Raw genomic sequence first — 21,301 nt, 5'->3', positions numbered from 1 at the left:
CAAAAAATTACGCCTTGTTCTCAAGCCTTTTTCCTGCGCTATTTCTGATCACTTACTTACTGTGATTGGTATTAGAATTAGGTTTAGAAGTAAATTTAGAAACAAGTTTAGTTGCGGACGAACATCAATGTGATTTGGGTAAATGATTGATTATATGCATATTGCATAGTATGGCGTGTCGCATTAGCGTGGTGGATGAATTGGAGAGGGTATTATGATTAGTTGCAACGATTACGATTATATTGAGATTGTGTGTATGCACCGATACCCAATCAAATTAACTCTGAAGTCCGGTGAGCAGATTGAGTGTGTCGGATTAGATACTCAACGCAATGATAGCCGTGAAGAGTGTATTAAGGTCAGTATTCAAGGTGTAGAACAACTTGTCGTACTCACTGATCTTTCCACACTAGAAGTCTGTGTCGACAATCCCCATTTTCAGCAGATTTCATTCAAAACGTCATAGGCTTTCAAATGAATAACACCATAGAACAATGCTATTGCACCGCGTGCAGAGAAGACACACAACATGTTGTTGTGTTGGTCAGAAAGACGAGTGCGTTTGCAGACAAACCTAACCAAAAGCGAAGCGAGTTTTGGGCTGGCATGATAAAAGGTTGGTTCCTTGGCCCGTTTATCGCGTCAATGGATGAGTTTTCTCGTCATCTTGTCTGTGAAAAGTGTGGCCATAAAGAGATACAAGATTAGTTAAGATTAGTTATAAATTTAGTAGAGTTAAAGCGTCGATTGGCTTAGGAATAAAACGAATGAAAGTAGAAACGATTGAAGCCGTAAAGGCGTATGGGTTTTCAGTAAGAACCACTAATACCGATGAGATTGATCCAGCAAAAGCGAAGATAGGCCAATTATGGCAAGGTTTTTTCGATCAAGCTTTTCCTAAGCTGACTCCAGACTCAAAAGTGTATGGCGTCTACACCAATTACCAATCGGATTTTACTGGTGAGTTTGATGTTATTGCATGTACCAATGCACTTACCGATAAAAATCTAGATAATCTGGTAGAAACCGAAATTGAAGCAGGTAAGTACCTAACGTTTTCTGCTGAAGGTGAACTCCTTCAAGCGGTCATCGATTTATGGGGAGAAGTGTGGGCGTACTTCAACGCAGCGGATTGCCCACATGTTCGAACTTACACGACAGACTTTGAATTCTACAAAGGCGAAACTGAAGTCGAGATTTCGATAGCGATTCAATAAGCTTTGGGTTGTCATTTAGTGCAAGTTTAGTCATTTGCAAAAGAGTCGCTCTGTATTGAGCGGCTCTTTTTATTGGGGTACACCGCCTAAATAAATTGGGGTACACCGTCCTAACAACGGTCAGCTACATCATTCTCATGAAGTAAGGAATAATCAGGGCGTTAGCTAAATCAATGAAGAACGCACATACCAATGGCACGATGATGAAGGCTTGTGCTGAATGCCCATACTTCTGACTTACTGCCGACATATTTGCCATGGCTGTCGGTGTTGAACCTAATGAAATTCCTCCAAACCCCGCACATACAACAGCCGCATCATAGGTCTTACCCATTGATGGGAACACGATGAAGATATTGATTATCACCGCCAGTAGCAGCTGCATTGCCAATATCGCGAAGATAGGGCCAGCCAAATCAATGAGCGTCCAAAGTTGCATGCTCATTAGTGACATCGCCAAAAATGTACCCAAGGATATTTCAGCAATTAAGTCGATAGCAGGCGACCGTGTTGGCCATTTAGTGCCTGATATTCTTGGGTAGGAGTCTGGCATTACGTTGGTGATCACGATACCCGCAAACAAACACGATACGAACAGTGGAAGCTGTAACCCGGTTTGACTGATCAATTCATTAAGCAACGCGCCGACAATGACACAAATATGAATCGCTAACACGGCGTCTAAAAATTGAAATGATGTGAGGGCTTGTTGTTGCTTTTTGGCATTTGAATCGATTGAACCTGATTGCCCGTCGGCAGGTTTGAGGTTGTGACGCTTGATGAGAAACTTCGCAATAGGACCACCCATAAGGCTGGCTAAAATAAGCCCGAATGTTGCACTGGCGATCCCAATTTCCATTGCGCTTTCTAGGCCGAACTCTTCTGCAACCTTGGGTGCCCAAGCAATCGCGGTACCATGTCCGCCAATCAGTGAAATACTTCCGCTGAGTAGGCCAAAGACAGGCTCTAGGCCAAACATTGATGCGACAGAAATACCGACGATGTTCTGCATAATCATGAAGAAGATAGTGATTGCAAGCAAAATCACCAAAGGCTTTCCGCCTTTGAACAGGTCTTTCAAGCTTGAGTTAATACCAATCGTGGTAAAGAAGTATACCAATAATACATCGCGGGCAAACAGATCAAACTGCACTTCGATTGAGGTCGTCGCGTATAAAACTGCGAACAGGAGCGATGCCAAAATCCCGCCAGAGACAGGTTCAGGAATACTGAACTCTTTCAAAAAACCAATGACTTGATTAAGCCTTCGACCGATAAATAGAACCACGATCCCCATGGTCACAGCAAAAAATGACCCGAGATGTAAGATGTTGTTTTCAAATTCCATAGTGATCCTTGTAAAGGTGAAGTTATGACGTAACTTTAGTTGCCAAATCGCGCTTTAATAAGCAACTAGATTAGCATTATTTGTTGCGTTCAAATGATAAGAAGTTTCGGAATTCCGGATCGGCAACAAGTTGTTTGTTACCTTATTCAATCAATAGGTCGACGTTTTCTTTGTCCATCATAAAGTCCGTCGGAATTTGATGAGTAAATAACGTTTGTTGGAATGTAGGCTTGATTCTGCTGCGCAGCACATGGGCTTGTGTTGGTTGCTTTGTTTTTCGCGCTACAGCCTGAAAGGGCAAGCGAGAAGGCCACTAACAGTGAAACTGTCGCGAACCCTTTAAACTCGGGGCTAGGTGTGTTGAATGTGTTGGCTTTGTTTTTTGGCATAGCGCATTTCAAACTAACGTTGTGATTGAGTGAAAGGCGATTTTCGTTGATATCTAATATGCCATCAATAGCATCGCTTGTAATTCAGTGTCACGATTTTCATAACAATAGAGAGCTGGCTATGCTTATTTAGAACTGTTTACAGTCATCTTCGGTAATCTAGGGATATCTCCAGAAATTCATAGTGACTTAATGCTACCCAAAAACACAATCTTGCTTGGTTTCGTTCCACAATGGGTATTGTTTCATGACTTGGGTGTAGAGTTTACTGTCGAGGTGCGCTCTTAACCAACGTCCTATGTTTTTATATTCAGATTGCACAAACCATTTCTTCTCGACTCTCACGAACTGGCTGACAAACGGCATTACAGCAAAATCGGCGAGGCTAGGGGTTTCTCCGAAAAAGTAGGCTTGGTCGGTGAGTAAAGCCTCTAACTTACTGATGAACGCTTCGCAGGCTTGTCTACGTTGTTCAACATCGATGTTTCGGTAACGAACAGACGCTCTGTACTTTTCTAAGTGGCCAATAAAATCTTCATCGTTGGTTTTAATGAGTTGTTGGACTTGCTCGCTAAGTCTTGGATTGCTTGAGCGCAGAAGATCTTGAGGATCGTTGTATTGAAGCGCCCAGTTCATGACATCTAAGCTCTGTTCGATGATTTGACCATCAGGCAATACCAATACTGGAACAGTGCCTTTTGGCGAACTGGCCAATAGTTCGCTAGGCTTATCTTTGGTAACAATTTCTCGAAGTAACACTTTCTGCTGTGATAGTGCGATGCCCATTCTTCCTCGCATAGCGTAAGGGCAGCGTCTTAAAGAATAAAGGATAGGTAAATCGAATTCGTTTGGCATTATTGAGGTCATTTAGTTTGGAAAGTGTTGTTAGGTGGTAAAGAGATCGTGTTGTAGGTAGAATACGCGCCTTAAAAATTATAAGTAAGTGAGCGACTTCAAAAATGAGCAGAAAGATTGAGTTATTAGCCCCAGGTGGCGATGTCGAGGCGATTAAAGCCGCTATCGTGGCCGGTGCCAATGCGGTTTATTGTGGTTTAGACACCTTCAACGCTCGTAACAGAGCCTCTAACCTTTCGTTAGATGAGTTGAATGGTGTGATTCGCCTTGCTCATGAATATGGTTGTGAAGTGTTTCTGACTCTTAACGTTGTGCTGCTGGAGCATGAAATTAAGACAATCACTAAATTGCTGAACCAACTGGTGAACACCAAACTAGACGGCATCATCGTTCAAGATCTTGGTTTGTTTGATTTGGTGAAAAAGCATTTCCCATCGTTAGATGTTCACGCATCGACTCAGTTAACCACGCACAACGAAGGCCAGATTAAGTTCTTGTCTAAGATTGGCGCGACGCGCGTTAACTTATCTCGTGAATTGAACCTGCCAGAAATCAAAATGCTGACTGAAGTGGCACATGATCACGATGTACTGACTGAAGTGTTCGTACACGGTGCTTTGTGTATCGCATTCTCTGGTCAATGTTACTCAAGCTCAGTAAGTGTGGGTAACTCAGGTAACCGTGGCCGTTGTAGCCAAGCATGTCGTGATGAATACGAAATCACTGATGCAGGAAACAAGTTCCCACTGAACTTGAAAGATAACTCCGCTTACTACGACCTACCTGAATTGGTTGACGCGAAAGTCGACTCATTGAAAGTTGAAGGCCGTATTAAAGGCGCGCACTACGTTTACACAGTAGTAGACACGTGGCGCAAACAAATTGATAGCTTTGTAGAAAGTGGTTTGTTGATCGAAGACGATTCGAACCTGCACAAAGTATTCAACCGTGATTTCACTAACTCTTTCCTTAAGGGCAACCTAACGAAAGACATGTTCATTGATAACCCTCGCGACAACAGCATGAATTACGCTGTTGATAAAGCGACGAAAGAGAACAATGAAATCTCAGTGGTACAAATTCAAGAAGTGACCAGCGATCTTTACGAAGCTAAGAATGCGCTAGGTAGCGAAATGCGCGACAAGATCGAGTTCCTTGATATTCGTAAAACACCTGTGTCATTGTCGTTTAGTGCTAAGGTGGGTCAACCATTTACGGTGACAGTAAACACACCAAAAGAAAACTTTACGGTTCAATCTCAATCGTTATTGGCAACAGCTAAAGAGACTGCGGTTACTCAAGCTTTACTTGAGAAGCGTTTCAAGTCAGTGAAGAGTGCTGTTCATACGCTTGAAAACTGTAACTACGACAACCTAGACGAAGGTCTGATTCTTCCTTTGAAAGAAGTGTCGGTCTTAAAAGACGAAATCGATTTCATCTTAAACGGTTCTGTGAAAGTGATTAAGCACGTTGAAGTGCCAGCACTGCCTCAGCAACCGAAGGTGAACGAAAAGCCAACTATGTCGATGCTTATCGCGGATGTGGAAGACTTGCACCTGTGTGACGTAACTGACGCGGATGTTTACTTCAAACTGCCTGAAAGCTTCAAGAAGCGTTGTAACAAGTACATCGACATCTTGGCAGCAAACCCACATTTGATTCCTTGGTTCCCTGCAGTATTGATCGGCAAAGATTACGACGAAGCAGTTCGTATTCTGGAAGAGATCAAGCCAGCTCGCATCGTGACCAACAACACGGGTATTGCCTACAAAGCTTACGAGATGGGAATTGAGTGGGTAGCAGGCCCGTTCATGAACACCACAAACTCTCACGCATTGGTTACGCTGAAAGAAGAGCTAAACTGTGCAGGTGCTTTCATTTCGAACGAGATCAACAAAGGTCAGATTCGTCATATTCGCCGTCCTGAGAACTTCAAACTGTTCTACAGCATCTACCACCCAATCTTGATGATGACCAGCCGTCAGTGTTTCTTCCAAAGAACGGTAGGTTGTAACAAGCCAAGCATTGAAGCCGGTTGTATGCTGAAGTGTGAGAAAGCGACCACGATTACTAACGTGAAAGGTATATCTTTCGCGGTTGATAAGCAGAAGGGCGGCTACCCTAGCATTTACAACCACGAGCAGTTCTTAAACCACGACGCTGTAACGGATTTCTCTGGTCTGTTCGATGAGTTCTTCATCGACCTAACCAACATCGGCGCGGGTTCGAAAGAAGTACAAGACAAAGTAGAGCTTATCAAACACTTCCAAGGTTTGATTGACGGCGTTGATGGTTCACAACAGAACCTAGAGCAGCTAGTCGAAATTCGTACTAACGCTCAATACGTTCAAGGTCTATAGGCTGCAAGGTCTATAAGGCCTAACCGCTTATTAGTACTGTGAACCAATAAACAAAAGGCCACTCAAACGAGTGGCCTTTTTGTATCTGATAATTCTGATTATTCCGTAACGACTTCCTGTTTGAAGCATGGGCTCTTTAACGTGTTCATCTTTTCGATTTCGTTGGTTAAACGCAGTGAAAGTAGCGCTTTTTGGTTTGAAGCAAAATCGAACATAACGATGGTCGCAGTGCCGATTGTCGTCAGCTTTTGCTGAGTTTTACTGACGATCGCGTATTCCATGGTGAAGCGGTCGTCTTGAATGTCGGTGACGCGAGAGCCAATCATCAGCGTGTCTGGATAGGTGACTGGTCGGAAATATTTACAATAAGTGTCGCCAAGAACAGGACCAACTTTGGTAATCGCCATCTCTTCCATCAGCTCGACGTGTTTAAAGAAATCTAAGCGAGCGGTTTCGAAATAACGAAAATATACGGCGTTGTTAACGTGATTAAGTGCGTCCATTTCTCCCCAAGCAACTGGGATTTCGGTTACTACCGGGTAGTCAGATAATAGTGCTTCCATGCGAACTCTCTTATTGTTATTTAGGGAATAAGTTGTTATTGGAATAAAAACCCTACCGTCAAATTCACAAAACTGCAACACGTGTGATTTAAGTTTTTGAAGCTTGAAACCACACAATGTCAGGGACTTAGTCTTTCATTATTTAATGACTTGAACGCATTTGCTCCATAACTTAGCGACTAAGGTGTTTGAATTGCAGTTCAACTAGGCGTTGGTACAATTCACAGCTATTTATGAGCGACTGGTGGTCGCCGATGTCTACTAGCTGCCCTTTATCGAGCACCGCAATCTGGTCGGCGTGTTTAATTGTTGATAATCGATGGGCGATAATGATCGTCGTTCTGCCACGCATTAACTCTTCTAAAGCTTGTTGAACGTGATGCTCACTTTCGCTGTCTAACGCACTGGTTGCTTCATCCAATAAGAGAGTATTCGGATCTTTTAAGATGGCACGTGCGATGGCGATACGCTGACGCTGACCGCCAGACAATCTCACGCCACGTTCACCAAGAAAGCTGTGATAGCCTTCAGGTAAGTTCTGAATGAACTCGTGCGCGTGCGCTTTTTTCGCCGCTTCGATAACTTGCTCGTCCGTTGCTTCTGGGTTTCCGTAACGAATGTTGTGGAACACATCGTTACTGAACAGAGCGGGTTGCTGCGGTACAAGCGCCATCTGCTTTCTTAATTCATTCGGATCAAACTGATTCAGCTCAACACCGCCTAAGGTCACTTTACCCACTTGTGGGTCATAGAAACGTTGCAGCAGTTCGAACAGGGTAGTTTTACCTGCACCAGACGGGCCGACCAGAGCCAACACTTTGCCCTCATGGGCAGTTAAAGTGAGGTTGCTCGTTGCGGGTTGGTTCGGTCTTGATGGATAACAGAAAGTCACATCATTAAACGCGACTTCTGGTGTCACGTTATCTAATGATGTTGGGTTTTCTACAGGCGCAACAATATGACTTTCAACTTGTAGAATCTCGATTAATCGCTCGGTCGCACCTGCCGCGCGTTGCAGTTCACCCATCACTTCAGAAATGGTACCTAATGACGAAGCTACCATAATAGCATAGAAGACAAACGCCGCTAAGTCACCCGCCGACATCGTGCCGTTGATAACATCACTGCCGCCAACCCAAAGCATGCCTGCAATCGCGCTGAACACAATAACAATCACACCAGAGATTAGAATTGCGCGCTGTTTTACACGCTGACGACCAATCTCATATGCTTTTTCCACTTCAACAGCGAATGACGCTTTCTCTTGCGCTTCTCGGCTATAACTTTGCACCGTCTTAATATGCTCAATCGCTTCGCCAGCATAAGAACCCACATCAGACATCGAATCTTGGCTTTGACGGGATAGAGCTCTCACTCGTCGACCGTATACCAAAATCGGAATCAGGATAAACGGCACAGAGGCCAACACGATCAGCGTTAGCTTAATGTTGGTCGCGAACAGCATGATGATTGCGCCAATACACATTAATGCACTTCGCATCGCCATAGAAAACGACGAACCAATGATGCTTTGGAGCAGGGTTGTGTCGGTTGTGATGCGCGACATGATGTCGCCACTGCCATTGGTTTCGAAGTAACTCGGATGAAGCGTCACAACGTGATTGAAAACTGATAGGCGAATATCTGCACTCACACGCTCCCCAACAGAAGAGACTAAATAGAAGCGGAAAAAGGTGCCAATCGAGATCAACACGACTACAACCATGATGAATTGAATCGCACTGCCCAAGTCTGATAATGACTGTTGGCTGAAGCCTTGGTCGATAAGAAGACGGATACCGTGTCCGACCGAAAGGGTTAAGCTCGCCGTAAAGATCAAAGCGATCAGCGCTGCAATCACACGGCCTTTATAGGGCTGAATAAATTTGCTGAGCTCAAATAAAATACTGAGGCTTTTCTTTTCAGGTTTGGGTTGTGGCGCTTTTTGAGTAAATCGTTGAGCCGTTCGCTGAGTAGAGTCACGCGTAGAAGAGACATCGTTTTGCATATGACTGCCTTAATGTATTGTCGCTTTAAGAGTAGATGGCTTTTTGTTTGTACGTACTTGTCACGAATTAGTGCTAGTCGTTCGTAAATGTTTGTTGCTTACAAGAGAAACCATTAAAGCACGCATCGCTGACTGATTCTTCCTAGGATACTCAGTTTTCGGACTTTGATGCCTAGCAAGTGAGGAAGTCGACACTGTTCAAAAGGACATTAAGCATTTAATGAGGCTTAAAAATACAGATAACATGAACTGTTTAACTTTGATTTTTATGCAGGTGGGTATGAGCCAATAGCGAATGGAATCCACTGTTTTTTAGATCTAGTACTGATTTTTTAATTTGAAGATAAACGTTTGCTTTTATCTCGATATCAAGCTTATCAGTAACTTGTAGTTTTTAGTTGTAAGACCAGTTATAGCGACTGTTTTTTGTGCAACTCTCGTTACAAAAATTCAACAAAATAGTTTTTTATACATTTTTCTTGCATAAAACCTCGAATTGAATAGAATAACCAACAAATGACAATTAATGCAGTATTGTGGCATGAGTATTCAAGTAAAGAGCATCAACAAATCATACGGTAATACACAAGTTCTTCACGACATCAGCTTTGACTGTGAAAGTGGCGAAACCTTGGTATTGCTTGGCCCAAGCGGCGCGGGCAAGAGTTCATTACTGCGTGTATTGAACCTGCTAGAAATCGCGGATAACGGCGAATTAGACATTGCGAACGAGCAATTCGATTTTTCAAGCCAGATCCAAGAAAAGCAGGGGCTTAAACTTCGTCGTAAAGTTGGCATGGTGTTCCAACAATACAACTTGTGGCCACACATGACGGTAATGGAAAACTTAATTGAAGCTCCCACAAAAGTGGCGGGGTTGGATAAGCAGGAAGCGATTAAGCAAGCCCAAGAAGTTCTAAAGACTCTTCAGCTTGCCGATAAAGCAGACGCTTGGCCACTTCAACTTTCTGGCGGCCAACAACAGCGTGTTGCGATTGCACGTGCGCTGATGATGAAACCGGATGTGTTGTTGTTTGATGAACCAACAGCGGCGCTTGATCCTGAGATCACCAACCAAGTTGTGAGCATTATTAAAGAGTTGAGTGGAACGGGTATTACTCAAGTGGTTGTGACACACGAAGTTGATTTCGCGAAGAAGATTGCTAGCCACGTTCTGTATCTAGAGAAAGGGCACATCGTTGAACACGGCACCAGCGATTCATTCGTTAATCCGCAGACACCTGAATTTGCCGAGTATTTGACTCACTAGATTAGTGACTCATTAAACCGGAGTTAACGCATTGGATTCCCATAGCCCAAGATTCAGCTAATTTACTTGATTCGGCTAATCACAACACAATTTAGTTCAAACATAGATTCAGTTAAAACAAATCAAATTATAAAAATGGCCACAGGTCAAAATCACACAGATTCGGAGTAACAAAATGAAAAAGATTCTACTAGCTTCACTTATCGGCCTTTCTTCTGCAGGCATGTCTGTTAATGCATCGGCACAAGATGAAATCAAATTCGCAATGGAAGCGACTTACGCACCATTCGAATACATGGACGAGAACAACCAAATCCAAGGTTTTGACGTAGACCTAGCAAACGCACTTTGTGAAGAGATGAAAGCAACTTGTACTTTTCACAACCAAGCGTTCGATAGTTTGATCCCAGCGCTTAAATTCAAACGTTACGATGCCGCTATTTCGGCAATGGACATCACTGAAGCGCGTCTTAAACAAGTAAACTTCTCTAACGCTTACTACGATAACTCAGCAGCATTCATCTCTATTGAAGGCAAAGTAGCAGACCAAGCAGCACTAGAAGGTAAGCGTGTTGGTGTTCAAAACGGTTCAACTCACCAAAGCTTCCTACTTGAGCAAATGGCTGGCGTAACAGCGGTACCTTACTCAAGCTACCAAGATGCATTCATCGACATGAAAAATGGTCGTATCGATTCAGTATTTGGTGACACAGCGGTAGTAGCTGAATGGTTCAAAAAGCAAGACAACCTAACGTATGTTGGCGACCAAGTAACAAACCAAGAGTACTTCGGTAACGGCTTTGGTATCGCAGTAAACAAGAGCAACCAAGAACTTGTAGACCAGCTTAACGTTGCACTTGCAGCAGTGAAAGCGAACGGCGAATACGACAAGATCTTTAACAAGTACTTCGGTAAGTAATTTATGGAATTAACGGGTTACTCTTTAGGGCTCGTCGAAGCAAGCTGGATGACAGTTCAGCTTGCGTTCGTAAGCCTATTGGTTGGATTGGTTCTAGCAGTTTTGTTTGCAAGTGGTGAGATGTCTCGTCGTATTGCAATCAAATGGCCAACGACTGCATTTGTGACGATTGTTCGTGGTTTACCAGAAATTCTGGTCGTACTGTTTATCTACTTTGGTTCGACACAAGTTCTGTTCATGATCACCGGTGACTTCATAGAAGTGAGCCCGTTCTTATCTGGTGTTGTTGCACTGTCACTTATCTTTGCTTCATACGCTTCACAAACCATACGTGGTGCTTTGAAAGCGGTAAGCAAAGGGCAGAGAGAAGCAGCAAGTGCGCTTGGTATTTCGCAATCTCGTGCGTTCTTCAGAGTCGTATTACCTCAAGCGGTAAGACACGCACTGCCGGGGTTAACCAACCAATGGTTAGTGTTATTGAAAGACACTGCACTGGTTTCACTGATTGGCGTGACCGATCTATTGAAACAAGCGCAATTAACATCAGCCGCAACGCATGAAGCATTTACGTGGTACGCGACAGCAGCAGCAATCTATTTGGTCATCACTTTAATCACACAAAGATTAGTAAAAGTGATTGATGGTAAGTTTTCTATTCAAGGTTTGGGTAACAAAGGGGCAATGGCATGAATCAACAATACCTCTCTCAAATGCTTGAAGGCTTAGTGACCAGCCTTCAACTCACAGGTGCTTCATTGCTTGTTGGTTGTATCTTGTCATTGCTGATGACGGTAACGCTAATCCTAAGAATACCGGCGATTCACTGGTTAACACGTGGCATCATTACGCTGTTTACCGGCACACCATTGTTGGTTCAGATCTTCTTGGTGTATTACGGCCCGGGTCAATTCGATTGGATTCGTGAAAGCTTCCTATGGACATGGCTTAGCCAACCTTGGTTCTGCGCAATGTTAGCACTTGCGTTGAACACCGCGGCATACAGCACGCTACTGTTCAGAGGCGCATTCAACGCGATTCCAGCAGGGCAGTGGGAAGCATGTCGCGCATTGGGCATGGACAAAATTGCGACGCTTAAAGTGTTACTGCCATACGCACTACGTCGCGCCGTTCCAGCTTACTCGAACGAAGTGATTCTAGTCTTCAAAGGTACTTCACTGGCAAGCACCATCACCATCATGGATTTGATGGGCTACGCTCAACGTATCAACGGCCAAACCTACGACACGCTAACAGTGTTCGGCATTGCTGGCGCATTCTACCTAGCAGTGAATGGCGTATTAACGCTGATCTTCCGTCAGGTAGAGAAGAAGGCCCTCGCATTCGAAGCGGCATAAGCTAGCCACTCAAAAGCTTAACTAACGTATAAAGCCTGCCATTTATGTTCGCATAGATGGCAGGCTTTTTTGTGTTTGGGGTATGTGTAGGGTACTGTGATTACATACAGTTCGGGAGGGTTTTCGCTAAAATCATACTATATAGAAATATTCTGCATTTTGTCATTCAGTGTGGGCAACATTATGCGCGTTTGCTAATGAGCGGCATCACCTTGTCGGTCAACTTGGAGCATTAATGGTTCTTCATACTTGGGGAAGAAATCTGAGTCAACATACTCATATTCATTGCCTACTACCGAGTGGGGTGCTTACAAAAGATCGGCAATGGCAACCGACAAGAAAAGAGAGTTACCAGCTTCCGGTTAAAGCCTTATCCGTTCGCTTTAAGAAAGAGATGTTATGTCGAGTAAGCGAGTTCATAGCAACGCACAGTAATTTATTAGAGGAAGCCGCTAGTAAGAGATGGGTTGTGTACAGTAAACCTGTACTCCACGAGCCTACAGCGGTAGTGGGTTGTCTATCTCGGTATTGCAATCGTATCGGGTTAAATCCCAACCAATTAAGTTATAACGTGGATGGCCGTATCACGATGAGTTACAAAGACTACCGAACCAATGGGACGCAAAGAATGTGTTGTAATGCGGGCGAGTTACTTCGACGCTTACTTTTACATGTGTTGCCTAAAGGGCTAATGCGAATACGCTACTATGGCTTTCTAGCTAATGCTGTGCGGGTAAAAGCGATAGCGGAAATTAGGCAAAGCTTACGAAAGCGACCCGCAGAGAAATCGGAAGTGCTGAAAGAGAAACCTTGTTGTCCGAACTGCTATAGCAACAGCATGGTACTCGTGTGCATCAATATTAGACCTAGGATAGAAGTTTCAGAGCACCGACTGACCTAGTTGTCTGATTGTAATGAATAAAATTATCGTTGTGTTATGGCGAGAGAGGGACATTGTTCGCTTTTAAAAAGATTATGCAACGGGTATAGTCGCAGTAGATAAATTGGTGGCTAGAAGTGAAAAATGGACGGCTGACGGGGTACCGGTCTTAATGATAATAGTGGAACGTAAGTCAGTCCTAAAAAGCAAATTCCATAGATAGAAGCGGCCAAGTCCAACAGGTATTTATCCATTGTGCTACGACAACGGATAAATACTTAAGTGTTATGTTTTCTTGGGGTATGAATGTCAAAATATAGAAAGATTCTTGAGTTTTATCGACCTGAGTTTTTGACTGATCTTCAAGTAAGTCGCTTACAAGATCAGGGTTTATTAAAAGTATGGATGCAAGTAGAGACTGATGAAGAACGTAATTCAGTAGAACTATCAGGTTTTGATGAATTGGCAGAAGCTGTTAGTTATTTGTTGTTAGCAGATCATGTTCTTATTTCTGAAGAGGTAGGTACTGGAAAAGAGTTTGGAACCATAAGAATTAGGTGTAGGGTCGATGACTGTTACTCAGAATTTTGTTGTGACACGGCAACCGTATAACAATGAAGTCAAAATTGATGTACTGTACTTAGCTACGATTGTTTCTTATACAACGTAGTTACGTCCGTTTGTCTCAAGTGTTATATATTATTGAGAGTTTTATGGAAATAGCAAAATTATTACATACTGGTTTTTCCACAGCGGATGCAGAGTATCCAGAAATACATCAAGTCAAAGGTGATGTTGTACTTAAATTTAAAGACTGGCAAGAATCAATTGTAGAAGTCTTCTTTGCTGATCCCGTAGCAATGAAATGGCAAATGGCTGAGTCTTTTCTTGAAGGTGAGCGTTATGATTCTTGTTACGTGATAGAGAACTCTGAATGGTTAAACCTGCATATAGCTCAAGATCAAATATCAGATGCAGAATGCTATAAGCACTATAAATTTAATTTTAATGAGCTTGGACAGTTTGAAATTATAGCTCTTAGTTACACAGTGAAAACATAACAAAGCAATCAAGGTGACCCGTGTAGTTGACCCGATCTAGTGGACACCTTCAATTGTAATTGGAGGTGATTATGCCAGCTTATAAATCAGGTAAAAAAACTCAACAATATCTTACGGAATTTAAGGTAACTGCCGTCCGACTTTCGCTACGAGAAGGAGCTACAGTTAAAAGCGTGGCGCTATCATTAGATATCCACCCTTATATGCTTTCTAAATGGCGAAAGGACTATCGAGAAGGGGTTATTATGGAAGATAAACGTAAGAAAAGGACTAAGATCCCGAGTCAGAAAACTGAGTTGAGTCGAATTGCAGAGCTTGAACGTCAGAATGAGCAACTTAAGCTCGAGAATGATTTGCTAAAAAAGTGGCAACGATTCGTTGCCCAAGAAAATCGACAAAATTCCGATTCATAGCCCATTACAAAACACGTTATTCCATAGTATTGATGTGCCGTTTTCTATCTGTTTCTAAGTCGGGTTACTACGCATGGCTTAGCAGAGAGCCAAGTCGCTATGCTCAAGAAGAGCAGGCTTTGAAAAAGCGAATAATTAAAGTGTTTTCTCAGAGTCGAGAGACCTACGGCAGCCCAAGGGTTCATGCAGAGCTTAGGCGTCAAGGAGTTTTGGTTAGCCGCAAGCGTGTGGCTCGGATCATGAGAGAGCAAGGCCTACGAGCGCGAAGTTATCGGATTTACCTAAAGATGGCCAAGCTACATCGGTTTTATCAATCGATTAAGAATATTAAAAAAGACACACCAAAACCAACGGCAGTTAATCAACAATGGTCTGGAGATCTAACGTATATAAAGCAAGGTAAACGTTGGATGTATCTAGCGGTCGTTATCGATCTTTACTCGCGTAAAATCGTGGGTTGGTCGCTTGGTAGTAAGAAGAGTACACAGCTAACGATGAGTTCGTTGAGAATGGCCATTAGAAATCGAAAGCCACAAGAGCGATTATTATTTCATACCGACAGAGGCTCTGAATATCGAGCTCATGAAGTTCAAGCTTTATTATCAAAAAATGGAATTGTCCCAAACATGAATCGTCCAGGTCATTGTACTGATAATGCGGAAGTGGAATCGTTCTTTCATACGCTCAAAGGCGACATAATTAGGAAAAATAGTTTTAAAAGTGAGAAGCAGCTTAGAGATAAACTTGCCGGTTATATCCAGCATTTTTATAACCGTTATAGACTGCACTCAAGTCTTGGATATCGAACCCCGCATGAATATGAAGTAGCGACGGGTTAAAGAGAGTAGGGTGTCCATTTTATCGGGTGAAGATCACTCCCTCTTTTGTCAACAATAGCTCCCGCTGACAACAGTGGATCGGACAGCAGCTCTACATTCGGTGTTTAATCGGAATCGTTCCGTCACCTTGATGATATTGGCTTGATGCCAGCCTCATTCGTTAAACAGTATTATTACTTCCCAATTAAACAGGTTTAGGCATCTCGGTCTGGTCATATTGTCATCATTTGCTATTGCTTTGACTCGGTGAGTGTTAACCGTTTACATAGTTAATCTTGTACTCTTTTCCTGTTGTTAATATGCCCATATTATACGAGCATTTTTTGCTGCTAGGGCGACAGCTGCTCGTTTATAACCTCGTCGTTCAACGAGTTGATTTAACCAAATACTGTTGCGATCGGTTTTCTCTTTACATCGTGCAATAACGGCTCTTGCGCCATGAATAAGTAGAGTGCGAATGTGTTTTTCGCCTCTTTTGCTGATGCGACCAAGATGAACATGACCACCTGTTGAGTATTGTCTTGGAACCAACCCTATCCAAGCGGAAAATTGGCGGCTAGATCCAAATTGTTTGGCGTCATTGACGGTCGCGACAATGGCACTTGCACTGTGTTCACCGACACCTGGAATATCCATGAGGGCTTTGACTGAAGCCATCTCACGAACTAAAGCAGAGACTCTGCGATCATAGTGCAATACTTCTAGGTTAAGGTTTTGAATCTTGTTCGATAGATCTTGAAGTAGCTCTCGAGCGAGTATAGGCAAACCATTTTCTGCATCTTCAAGGACGCTACCAATGGTGTTTTGAGCCGAGTAGCGACCCTGAGGCATCACAATGCCAAATTCGGAAAGCAAACCTCTGAGTTGGTTAATGGTCGCAGTTCTTGTTTTAATTAGCCCTTGTCGAATACGATGCAGGCAAAGCACAGCTTGTTGCTCTTCACTTTTGATAGAGACAAATCGCGTTTTGGGTCTAGATACCGCTTCACAGATAGCCTCCGCGTCATTGGCATCGTTCTTCTCATTTTGTCGATATGGAATAACGAATTTGGACGCCATAATTTTCGGGTTATGGCCGAGCTTCAGTAGCTCTCTCGCCCAGTGGTGGGCACCAGAGCACGCCTCCATACCGATGAGGCAGGGCGGTAACTTAGCGAATGTGTCTAAGAGTTTGTTTCTTTTGACAGTTTTGCGTAGGACGCACTTGCCATATGCATCAACGCCGTGAATACTGAACACATTCTTGGCGAGGTCAACGCCAATAGTTTGAATGGTGAACATAGTAACCTCCAGTTCTTCAGCGTGTACTTAGTAAGTATGGCACGCAGAGTGTCAGGTAGAGGGAGTCCATATCATTCGTTAGCATTTTAGGAGGAAGTATTCAGTTTATATCATTTATAGCCCCATTGGTCTTTGTATCGGTTCTCGTGTTTAAGGCAAGATTTTCGGTATATCACAATACTCTCGACAATGGTGCTTTCACTTATGTTTCAGCTTTCCTAGCCGTTACTTTAACTGCATTTTTATATATCTATAAAATGAAAAGAGATAAACGTGCCGAAAACATAATTGTGGAACATAGAAAATATGGAAAACCCCAAGTCAGCAACTTGTTTATGACCATTTGGGTCATTCCACTTTTTATCTTTATAAGAATCGGTATGTCAATTTCTAATGAAAATTATCTGAGTGACGAAGTAGTAAAAATCAATTACACGGTTACTTGTAAAGGTGAGCGCTCAGTTAAAGGTGGAACAATAAAATACCTATGTTTAAACGACGGCGAAAGAGATCTTACATATGATTTACACACCAGAGGATCTCATTATTTTTCAGTAGGAGAAGAAATTTTTGCCACAGCACGAAGAGGTTATTGGGGGTATTTAGTTATTCAAGAGCTTTATAAAAAGAAAGCCAGGAAGCCTAAGAAAACTCAGAAAGAATTAGATATACAAACAGCCATTTGTGAAGGGCTGTCTTCATTAGAATGTACCTTGTACTTTTCGCCCTAGAAGAAAGGAGTTAAATTATAGTTTTGGATATCAAATGCTAACAAACGACTATGGCGTCAATAACTAATTTTTGGCGTTGTTTTCATCCCACATGGTGCCATCTCGCAGCATGGAATTTAAGATCACTACCATCTTTCTGACGCATGCAATGATCGCGACTTTCTTAGGCTTACCTGCGGCCAATAGCCGTTGGTAAGTTGCCTTGAAAACGGGATTACATTGCATGGCAGACATCATTGCCATATAGAGAACAGTACGAACCTTGGTTCTACCACCTTGAGTAATGCGCCTGCCTTTGTAGCGGCCGCTTTCCCGTGTGATTGGAGCGACACCAATTAAAGACGCGGCTTGCTTGTTTGAGATGTAGCCAAGCTCAGGAACGTTACTAATGATGGAAGCTGCGGCGATATTTCCTATGCCTGGAACACTTTGAAGTATTGTGTTCTTACTTTGGTATTCTGGGCAACTATTGATTAACGTAATTATTTTTTGTTCAATTTTTGTGATCTGATTCTTTAGTGCAGTTAGTATTGGTTTTATCGACGAATGGAGTTCTTTAGGCAAAACCTGGATACGATTTTTCTCCATAGTCTGTATGGACATTATTCGATTAATGAGTAACTAAGTCACTCATTAATCGAATGTTTTCTGCTTTTAGCTCAGTCGATTTTGGTTTTATTGTGGCAGCAAATAGAGCGATGAGATGTGCATCAAGCCTGTCATTTTTGGCTCTCCGACCTATGGCACCAGCGAACCGTTTTATGTGTATTGCATTTGCGATTGTAAAAGGTAGATTTGCATCAGAACATGCAAGAATAAATGGTAATTCAAGTCTACCTGTTGCTTCAACTACAACACGCTTTGGGGAGTGTGCGTGTATAGCTTTAATCGCACTTTCTATTCCTTTCTCATTATTTTCTACAGTGAAGTAGATATCGAGTGGGTAAATGTGAATATCTAATTGCTTTTTACCAATATCGACACCGACATTGATTTCTTCTTTTACTTTAGTTTGCATAATAAGCGAGCTCTTTATTGCGTAATACGGGTTCGTAACCCTGTCGACTATTCGAGATTAATGCTTGGGGTTCTAAATGACACTCATGTTTGTTATCGGTCTCTCGTTGGAGGAGCCATAAGGATGTCGAGTTATCAAATAGAAGGCTTAAGTTGCAGCTTAAGCTTGGATCCCACTTTACCCAATTTTGAGTCGTTATTATCCATACAAATAAGGATTAAGGTGTTACGTAGCCAACACTAAATCCCAAGTGTTGAACAAGCCTGAAGCCACTTTATTAAGTAAATTATACGATTGTATTTGAAAGGCACATCGCTTTGAGGTTTTTCTCAAGGCGAGTGAGGCCAAGACAAGGTTACGATAGCAATTTTATCAACCAGTTAGCCATTTTTCGTTTCTTTCTTCGTCACATCTCTTCTGTTTTCGCTAATGCCATTATCCTTATTATCAATGCCTTTCGGCTACATGGGGCAGCTCACTCCACAACACGCAAAGCCAGCATCCATTGTTCGTGCGTCGTAACCGAGTTTCTTTGGTGTTCTTGCACAATAATGTGCTCCACCACACACTTCAGCGCCTATACGCACGAGTGGCATATTTGCTATTGTAGCCATTAGTTTAGAGCTAGTTACTGACTTCTGAAGTATAACTTTACCATCTGGGTCTACGGCATGAAGACTAAAGGGGTTTTTAGTTAGGGCGATACTTTTAAGTATCGTTCTAATAACAAATTTAAGTCGACTGTGTAGTGCTAGCGTTGCAGCTACTTAATTGGGTGAAAGGGGATGTGACCAATGGAAGAATTGATAGCCCAATATACGGGTGCAAACGAAGATGAAAGGCTAACTCGGCAATATATTGCTCAGTTAGAGTTTGATACTACGATACATAAACTCACACCTTATTTATTTAAAGGGAAATCAGTATGTGAGCTAGGAGCAGCAACGGGGCGCTATTCCTTACATTTTGCGAAATTAGGTTGTGATGTTACAGCAGTAGAACTTGCGCCTGACCAAGTGAAGATTTTAAATACTAAAGCAAAATCTGAAGGTATTGAGTTGAAAGTGTTTGAGGGTAATGCTTGTGATGTGTCATTTATCGAAAGTAGTTCTCAAGACGTTTGTGTAATTCTTGGGCCTTTGTACCACCTAAAAACTCTGCATGAAAGAGAGCTTGCGGTTAATGAAACACTAAGGGTTTTAAAGCCAAATGGTATACTAGCCATAGCCTATATTTCACGTTTCTTTGTCGCTGGTATGTTTGCCCAACAATTTCCAGAGCTAGTCACTCCGGAGGTACTTTTAGAGTTAAATAAACATGGCACGGTATCAAACGCTAAAGCCGATAGTTTTTTCAAGGTCGGGTATTTCGCAACGCCTAGTGAAATTGAAAATCTTGTAAACAAAAATGGGTTTAATGTAATTGGACACGCAGCAACAGATGGATTTGGACGTTACATATCTAACGGTGTTAATAACTTTACGCCATCCCAATATCAGACATGGTTAGATTATCATTTGGCAAATTGCGACGAAGCAAGCCTTTTGGGATCAAGTAATCATGGTTTAGTGATCGCTAGAAAAGCCAGTTCACAAAGCAGTTAAGTCGGATTCATAAACGTGTGCCGATTCCATTTCGCTTCATTATGGCACACGTTCACTCACCGTTTATTGGGACGTTAGCTGTTCTATTGGTATCAGAGGGAATATGTTTAAATTCGTAAGGTTGATAGTGCTATCAAATTTATTAGCACTGCTAATTGTGGTTACTTTCGAGTATTTCACAGGCTATTTGAAACTAGCATTTTCTAGTGATTATGCGTTCTATTCAATGCTAATTCTTCTTGCTCTTGGTTCACTTTTGTCTTTTTCCGGTCATAAGGTCGGATATAGTGACCCTGGTAACATGGCTGGCGTTTCTGCTAGTTCGTTAATTGAAAACGAGTCTGCTAAATCAATCATTGTGACAAAATTAGAGAGTACGTCTGTTGGGCACAGCTTATTGATCGCTAGTTTGTTCCCACTACTTTATTGCCTGCTATAGTAGCCATCACCTAATAGATTGTTTAACTGGATTCCAAAACGCTCGGCACTTTTGTAATGGTCGGCTTTTGTGGGTAAGGTTTTTTTTGTAGAGGGAGGTGGCAGGTTTGTTAGCCACTTAGTAAAGCGTATGCCTTTTGAAGGAGAGTTTATGTCTATACCCAAGAAATCAATATTGAGCGAGTATTCCAAAAATTCATATTTCTGTGATAGCTTTTCAAAAAAAATAAAATACAACAACCAAACTGCTATTGAAGTATTTCTTGAAATAGCAGCTCAAACACCGACTTGGATTGCATTTCTGATGTCTACGAGAAACTGGGTTGTATCGAAACTCGGTTTGAAAAATTTGGGTGGTCTACAAGATGTATCCCGAGACAAATTAGGTTCAGAATATGTGGTAGGCGAACGAGTCGGTATTTTTACGCTGGTCAGTTCAACTGAGAATGAAGTTGTATTAGAAGACTGTGATAAACACCTTGATGTCCGAGTTTCTTTTCTTGTTGAGCCTGAAGGAGAAACCGCAATCGTTCACGCAAATACCGTGGTTCATGTAAACAATTTGTTTGGTAAGATCTATATGTTCTTCGTTACGCCATTTCATAAAATAATAGTACCAAGTGCCCTGAAAGGGTTAGAACAGGCATACAATAAGGATTAAGGTGTAGAGCTTATACGCTGCTCTATCCTTTCGGTACCGCGATTTGAGCAAAAGATTTAGGTGTATCCAAACTTATGAAAATAATGTCACC

Annotated in this window: 21 protein-coding genes and 3 pseudogenes; 16 read left to right on the top strand and 8 right to left on the bottom strand. The window is 42.4% G+C overall.

Annotated elements, in window-relative coordinates:
* Positions 1 to 214 precede the first annotated feature (214 nt).
* Genes Q5H80_RS07270 through Q5H80_RS07260 form a run of 3 tightly spaced genes read left to right on the top strand, consistent with a single transcriptional unit; the run spans position 215 to position 1,217 of the window.
* Positions 215 to 466 (top strand): Rho-binding antiterminator, encoded by a 252-nt coding sequence (locus Q5H80_RS07270; protein ID WP_004733849.1) that lies wholly within the window; start codon positions 215 to 217, stop codon positions 464 to 466.
* Between the two features lie 8 nt (positions 467 to 474).
* Positions 475 to 708, top strand: coding sequence for a hypothetical protein (locus Q5H80_RS07265; protein WP_004733848.1), 234 nt, complete (start codon positions 475 to 477; stop codon positions 706 to 708).
* A gap of 59 nt (positions 709 to 767) precedes the next feature.
* The gene (locus tag Q5H80_RS07260; RefSeq protein ID WP_304563922.1) at positions 768 to 1,217 is read left to right on the top strand and encodes a GyrI-like domain-containing protein; all 450 of its coding nucleotides are present in this window, start codon (positions 768 to 770) and stop codon (positions 1,215 to 1,217) included.
* A gap of 124 nt (positions 1,218 to 1,341) precedes the next feature.
* Here Q5H80_RS07260 and gltS read toward each other — a convergent pair whose 3' ends face one another.
* From gltS to Q5H80_RS07245, 3 genes are all read right to left on the bottom strand, one after another.
* Positions 1,342 to 2,565, bottom strand: a complete 1,224-nt coding sequence (gltS, locus tag Q5H80_RS07255; RefSeq protein WP_304563921.1) for a sodium/glutamate symporter — start codon at positions 2,563 to 2,565, stop codon at positions 1,342 to 1,344.
* Between the two features lie 146 nt (positions 2,566 to 2,711).
* Entirely contained in the window at positions 2,712 to 2,954 is a 243-nt protein-coding gene (locus Q5H80_RS07250) for a hypothetical protein (RefSeq protein ID WP_304563920.1), read from the bottom strand.
* 195 nt (positions 2,955 to 3,149) lie between these two features.
* The gene (locus tag Q5H80_RS07245) at positions 3,150 to 3,740 is read right to left on the bottom strand and encodes a glutathione S-transferase (RefSeq protein ID WP_304569392.1); all 591 of its coding nucleotides are present in this window, start codon (positions 3,738 to 3,740) and stop codon (positions 3,150 to 3,152) included.
* 173 nt (positions 3,741 to 3,913) lie between these two features.
* Between Q5H80_RS07245 and Q5H80_RS07240 the strand changes: the two genes are divergently transcribed.
* Positions 3,914 to 6,169, top strand: a complete 2,256-nt coding sequence (locus tag Q5H80_RS07240) for a peptidase U32 family protein (protein ID WP_304563919.1) — start codon at positions 3,914 to 3,916, stop codon at positions 6,167 to 6,169.
* A gap of 98 nt (positions 6,170 to 6,267) precedes the next feature.
* On the opposite strand, the gene Q5H80_RS07235 is transcribed toward Q5H80_RS07240, so the two are convergent.
* The gene (locus tag Q5H80_RS07235; RefSeq protein ID WP_192888667.1) at positions 6,268 to 6,732 is read right to left on the bottom strand and encodes a thioesterase family protein; all 465 of its coding nucleotides are present in this window, start codon (positions 6,730 to 6,732) and stop codon (positions 6,268 to 6,270) included.
* A 172-nt stretch (positions 6,733 to 6,904) separates the two neighbouring features.
* Positions 6,905 to 8,740 (bottom strand): ABC transporter ATP-binding protein/permease, encoded by a 1,836-nt coding sequence (locus Q5H80_RS07230; RefSeq protein ID WP_304563918.1) that lies wholly within the window; start codon positions 8,738 to 8,740, stop codon positions 6,905 to 6,907.
* 541 nt (positions 8,741 to 9,281) lie between these two features.
* On the opposite strand from Q5H80_RS07230, the gene artP reads away from it, so the two are divergent.
* The 8 genes from artP to Q5H80_RS07190 all read left to right on the top strand — a co-directional run bounded on the left by artP (position 9,282) and on the right by Q5H80_RS07190 (position 15,477).
* The gene (artP, locus tag Q5H80_RS07225) at positions 9,282 to 10,010 is read left to right on the top strand and encodes an arginine ABC transporter ATP-binding protein ArtP (RefSeq protein WP_304563917.1); all 729 of its coding nucleotides are present in this window, start codon (positions 9,282 to 9,284) and stop codon (positions 10,008 to 10,010) included.
* Positions 10,011 to 10,185: 175 nt separating this feature from the next.
* A complete protein-coding gene (locus tag Q5H80_RS07220) occupies positions 10,186 to 10,929 on the top strand; it encodes an arginine ABC transporter substrate-binding protein (protein WP_304563916.1) in 744 nt (247 codons plus the stop codon).
* 3 nt (positions 10,930 to 10,932) lie between these two features.
* Positions 10,933 to 11,619 carry an arginine ABC transporter permease ArtQ gene (gene artQ / locus Q5H80_RS07215; protein WP_009846801.1) on the top strand — a complete coding sequence of 229 codons (687 nt, stop codon included), beginning with the start codon at positions 10,933 to 10,935 and terminating at the stop codon, positions 11,617 to 11,619.
* Positions 11,616 to 12,284: an arginine ABC transporter permease ArtM gene (gene artM, locus Q5H80_RS07210; protein WP_012603999.1), complete on the top strand. Its 669-nt coding sequence runs from the start codon at positions 11,616 to 11,618 to the stop codon at positions 12,282 to 12,284. The genes artQ and artM overlap by 4 nt, the downstream gene beginning before the upstream one ends.
* A gap of 235 nt (positions 12,285 to 12,519) precedes the next feature.
* Positions 12,520 to 13,185, top strand: a complete 666-nt coding sequence (locus Q5H80_RS07205; RefSeq protein ID WP_304563915.1) for a transposase — start codon at positions 12,520 to 12,522, stop codon at positions 13,183 to 13,185.
* Positions 13,186 to 13,470: 285 nt separating this feature from the next.
* A complete protein-coding gene (locus tag Q5H80_RS07200) occupies positions 13,471 to 13,776 on the top strand; it encodes a hypothetical protein (protein ID WP_304563914.1) in 306 nt (101 codons plus the stop codon).
* A gap of 101 nt (positions 13,777 to 13,877) precedes the next feature.
* Positions 13,878 to 14,225, top strand: a complete 348-nt coding sequence (locus tag Q5H80_RS07195) for a hypothetical protein (protein ID WP_160658617.1) — start codon at positions 13,878 to 13,880, stop codon at positions 14,223 to 14,225.
* A gap of 71 nt (positions 14,226 to 14,296) precedes the next feature.
* Positions 14,297 to 15,477, top strand: a protein-coding gene (locus Q5H80_RS07190; protein WP_304563913.1) for an IS3 family transposase whose coding sequence is annotated in 2 segments (ribosomal slippage) — positions 14,297 to 14,582 and positions 14,582 to 15,477 — 1,182 coding nt in all. Because the reading frame shifts where the segments join, the coding sequence is not laid out codon by codon here.
* 253 nt (positions 15,478 to 15,730) lie between these two features.
* On the opposite strand, the pseudogene Q5H80_RS07185 reads toward Q5H80_RS07190, so the two are convergent.
* Positions 15,731 to 16,758 (bottom strand): annotated as a pseudogene (locus Q5H80_RS07185) (IS110 family transposase).
* A 146-nt stretch (positions 16,759 to 16,904) separates the two neighbouring features.
* On the opposite strand from Q5H80_RS07185, the gene Q5H80_RS07180 reads away from it, so the two are divergent.
* The gene (locus Q5H80_RS07180) at positions 16,905 to 17,489 is read left to right on the top strand and encodes a hypothetical protein (RefSeq protein WP_304563912.1); all 585 of its coding nucleotides are present in this window, start codon (positions 16,905 to 16,907) and stop codon (positions 17,487 to 17,489) included.
* 63 nt (positions 17,490 to 17,552) lie between these two features.
* Here the strand turns inward: Q5H80_RS07180 and Q5H80_RS07175 are convergent.
* Positions 17,553 to 18,507: pseudogene (locus tag Q5H80_RS07175) on the bottom strand (IS110 family transposase).
* 503 nt (positions 18,508 to 19,010) lie between these two features.
* Positions 19,011 to 19,232 (bottom strand): annotated as a pseudogene (locus Q5H80_RS07170) (IS110 family transposase); the annotation flags it as partial.
* A gap of 69 nt (positions 19,233 to 19,301) precedes the next feature.
* Here Q5H80_RS07170 and Q5H80_RS07165 point away from each other — a divergent pair.
* From Q5H80_RS07165 to Q5H80_RS07155, 3 genes are all read left to right on the top strand, one after another.
* The gene (locus Q5H80_RS07165; protein WP_304563911.1) at positions 19,302 to 20,111 is read left to right on the top strand and encodes a class I SAM-dependent methyltransferase; all 810 of its coding nucleotides are present in this window, start codon (positions 19,302 to 19,304) and stop codon (positions 20,109 to 20,111) included.
* 103 nt (positions 20,112 to 20,214) lie between these two features.
* Complete coding sequence (locus tag Q5H80_RS07160) at positions 20,215 to 20,550, top strand: hypothetical protein (protein WP_304563910.1); 336 nt, start codon at positions 20,215 to 20,217, stop codon at positions 20,548 to 20,550.
* 150 nt (positions 20,551 to 20,700) lie between these two features.
* A complete protein-coding gene (locus Q5H80_RS07155) occupies positions 20,701 to 21,210 on the top strand; it encodes a DUF2867 domain-containing protein (RefSeq protein WP_304563909.1) in 510 nt (169 codons plus the stop codon).
* Positions 21,211 to 21,301: the final 91 nt, after the last annotated feature.

This window comes from Vibrio sp. SNU_ST1 (assembly GCF_030563405.1).
Classification (GTDB): domain Bacteria; phylum Pseudomonadota; class Gammaproteobacteria; order Enterobacterales; family Vibrionaceae; genus Vibrio.
Note: the sequence above shows the minus strand (reverse complement) of the source record. Positions and strands in the feature narration are given on the sequence as shown.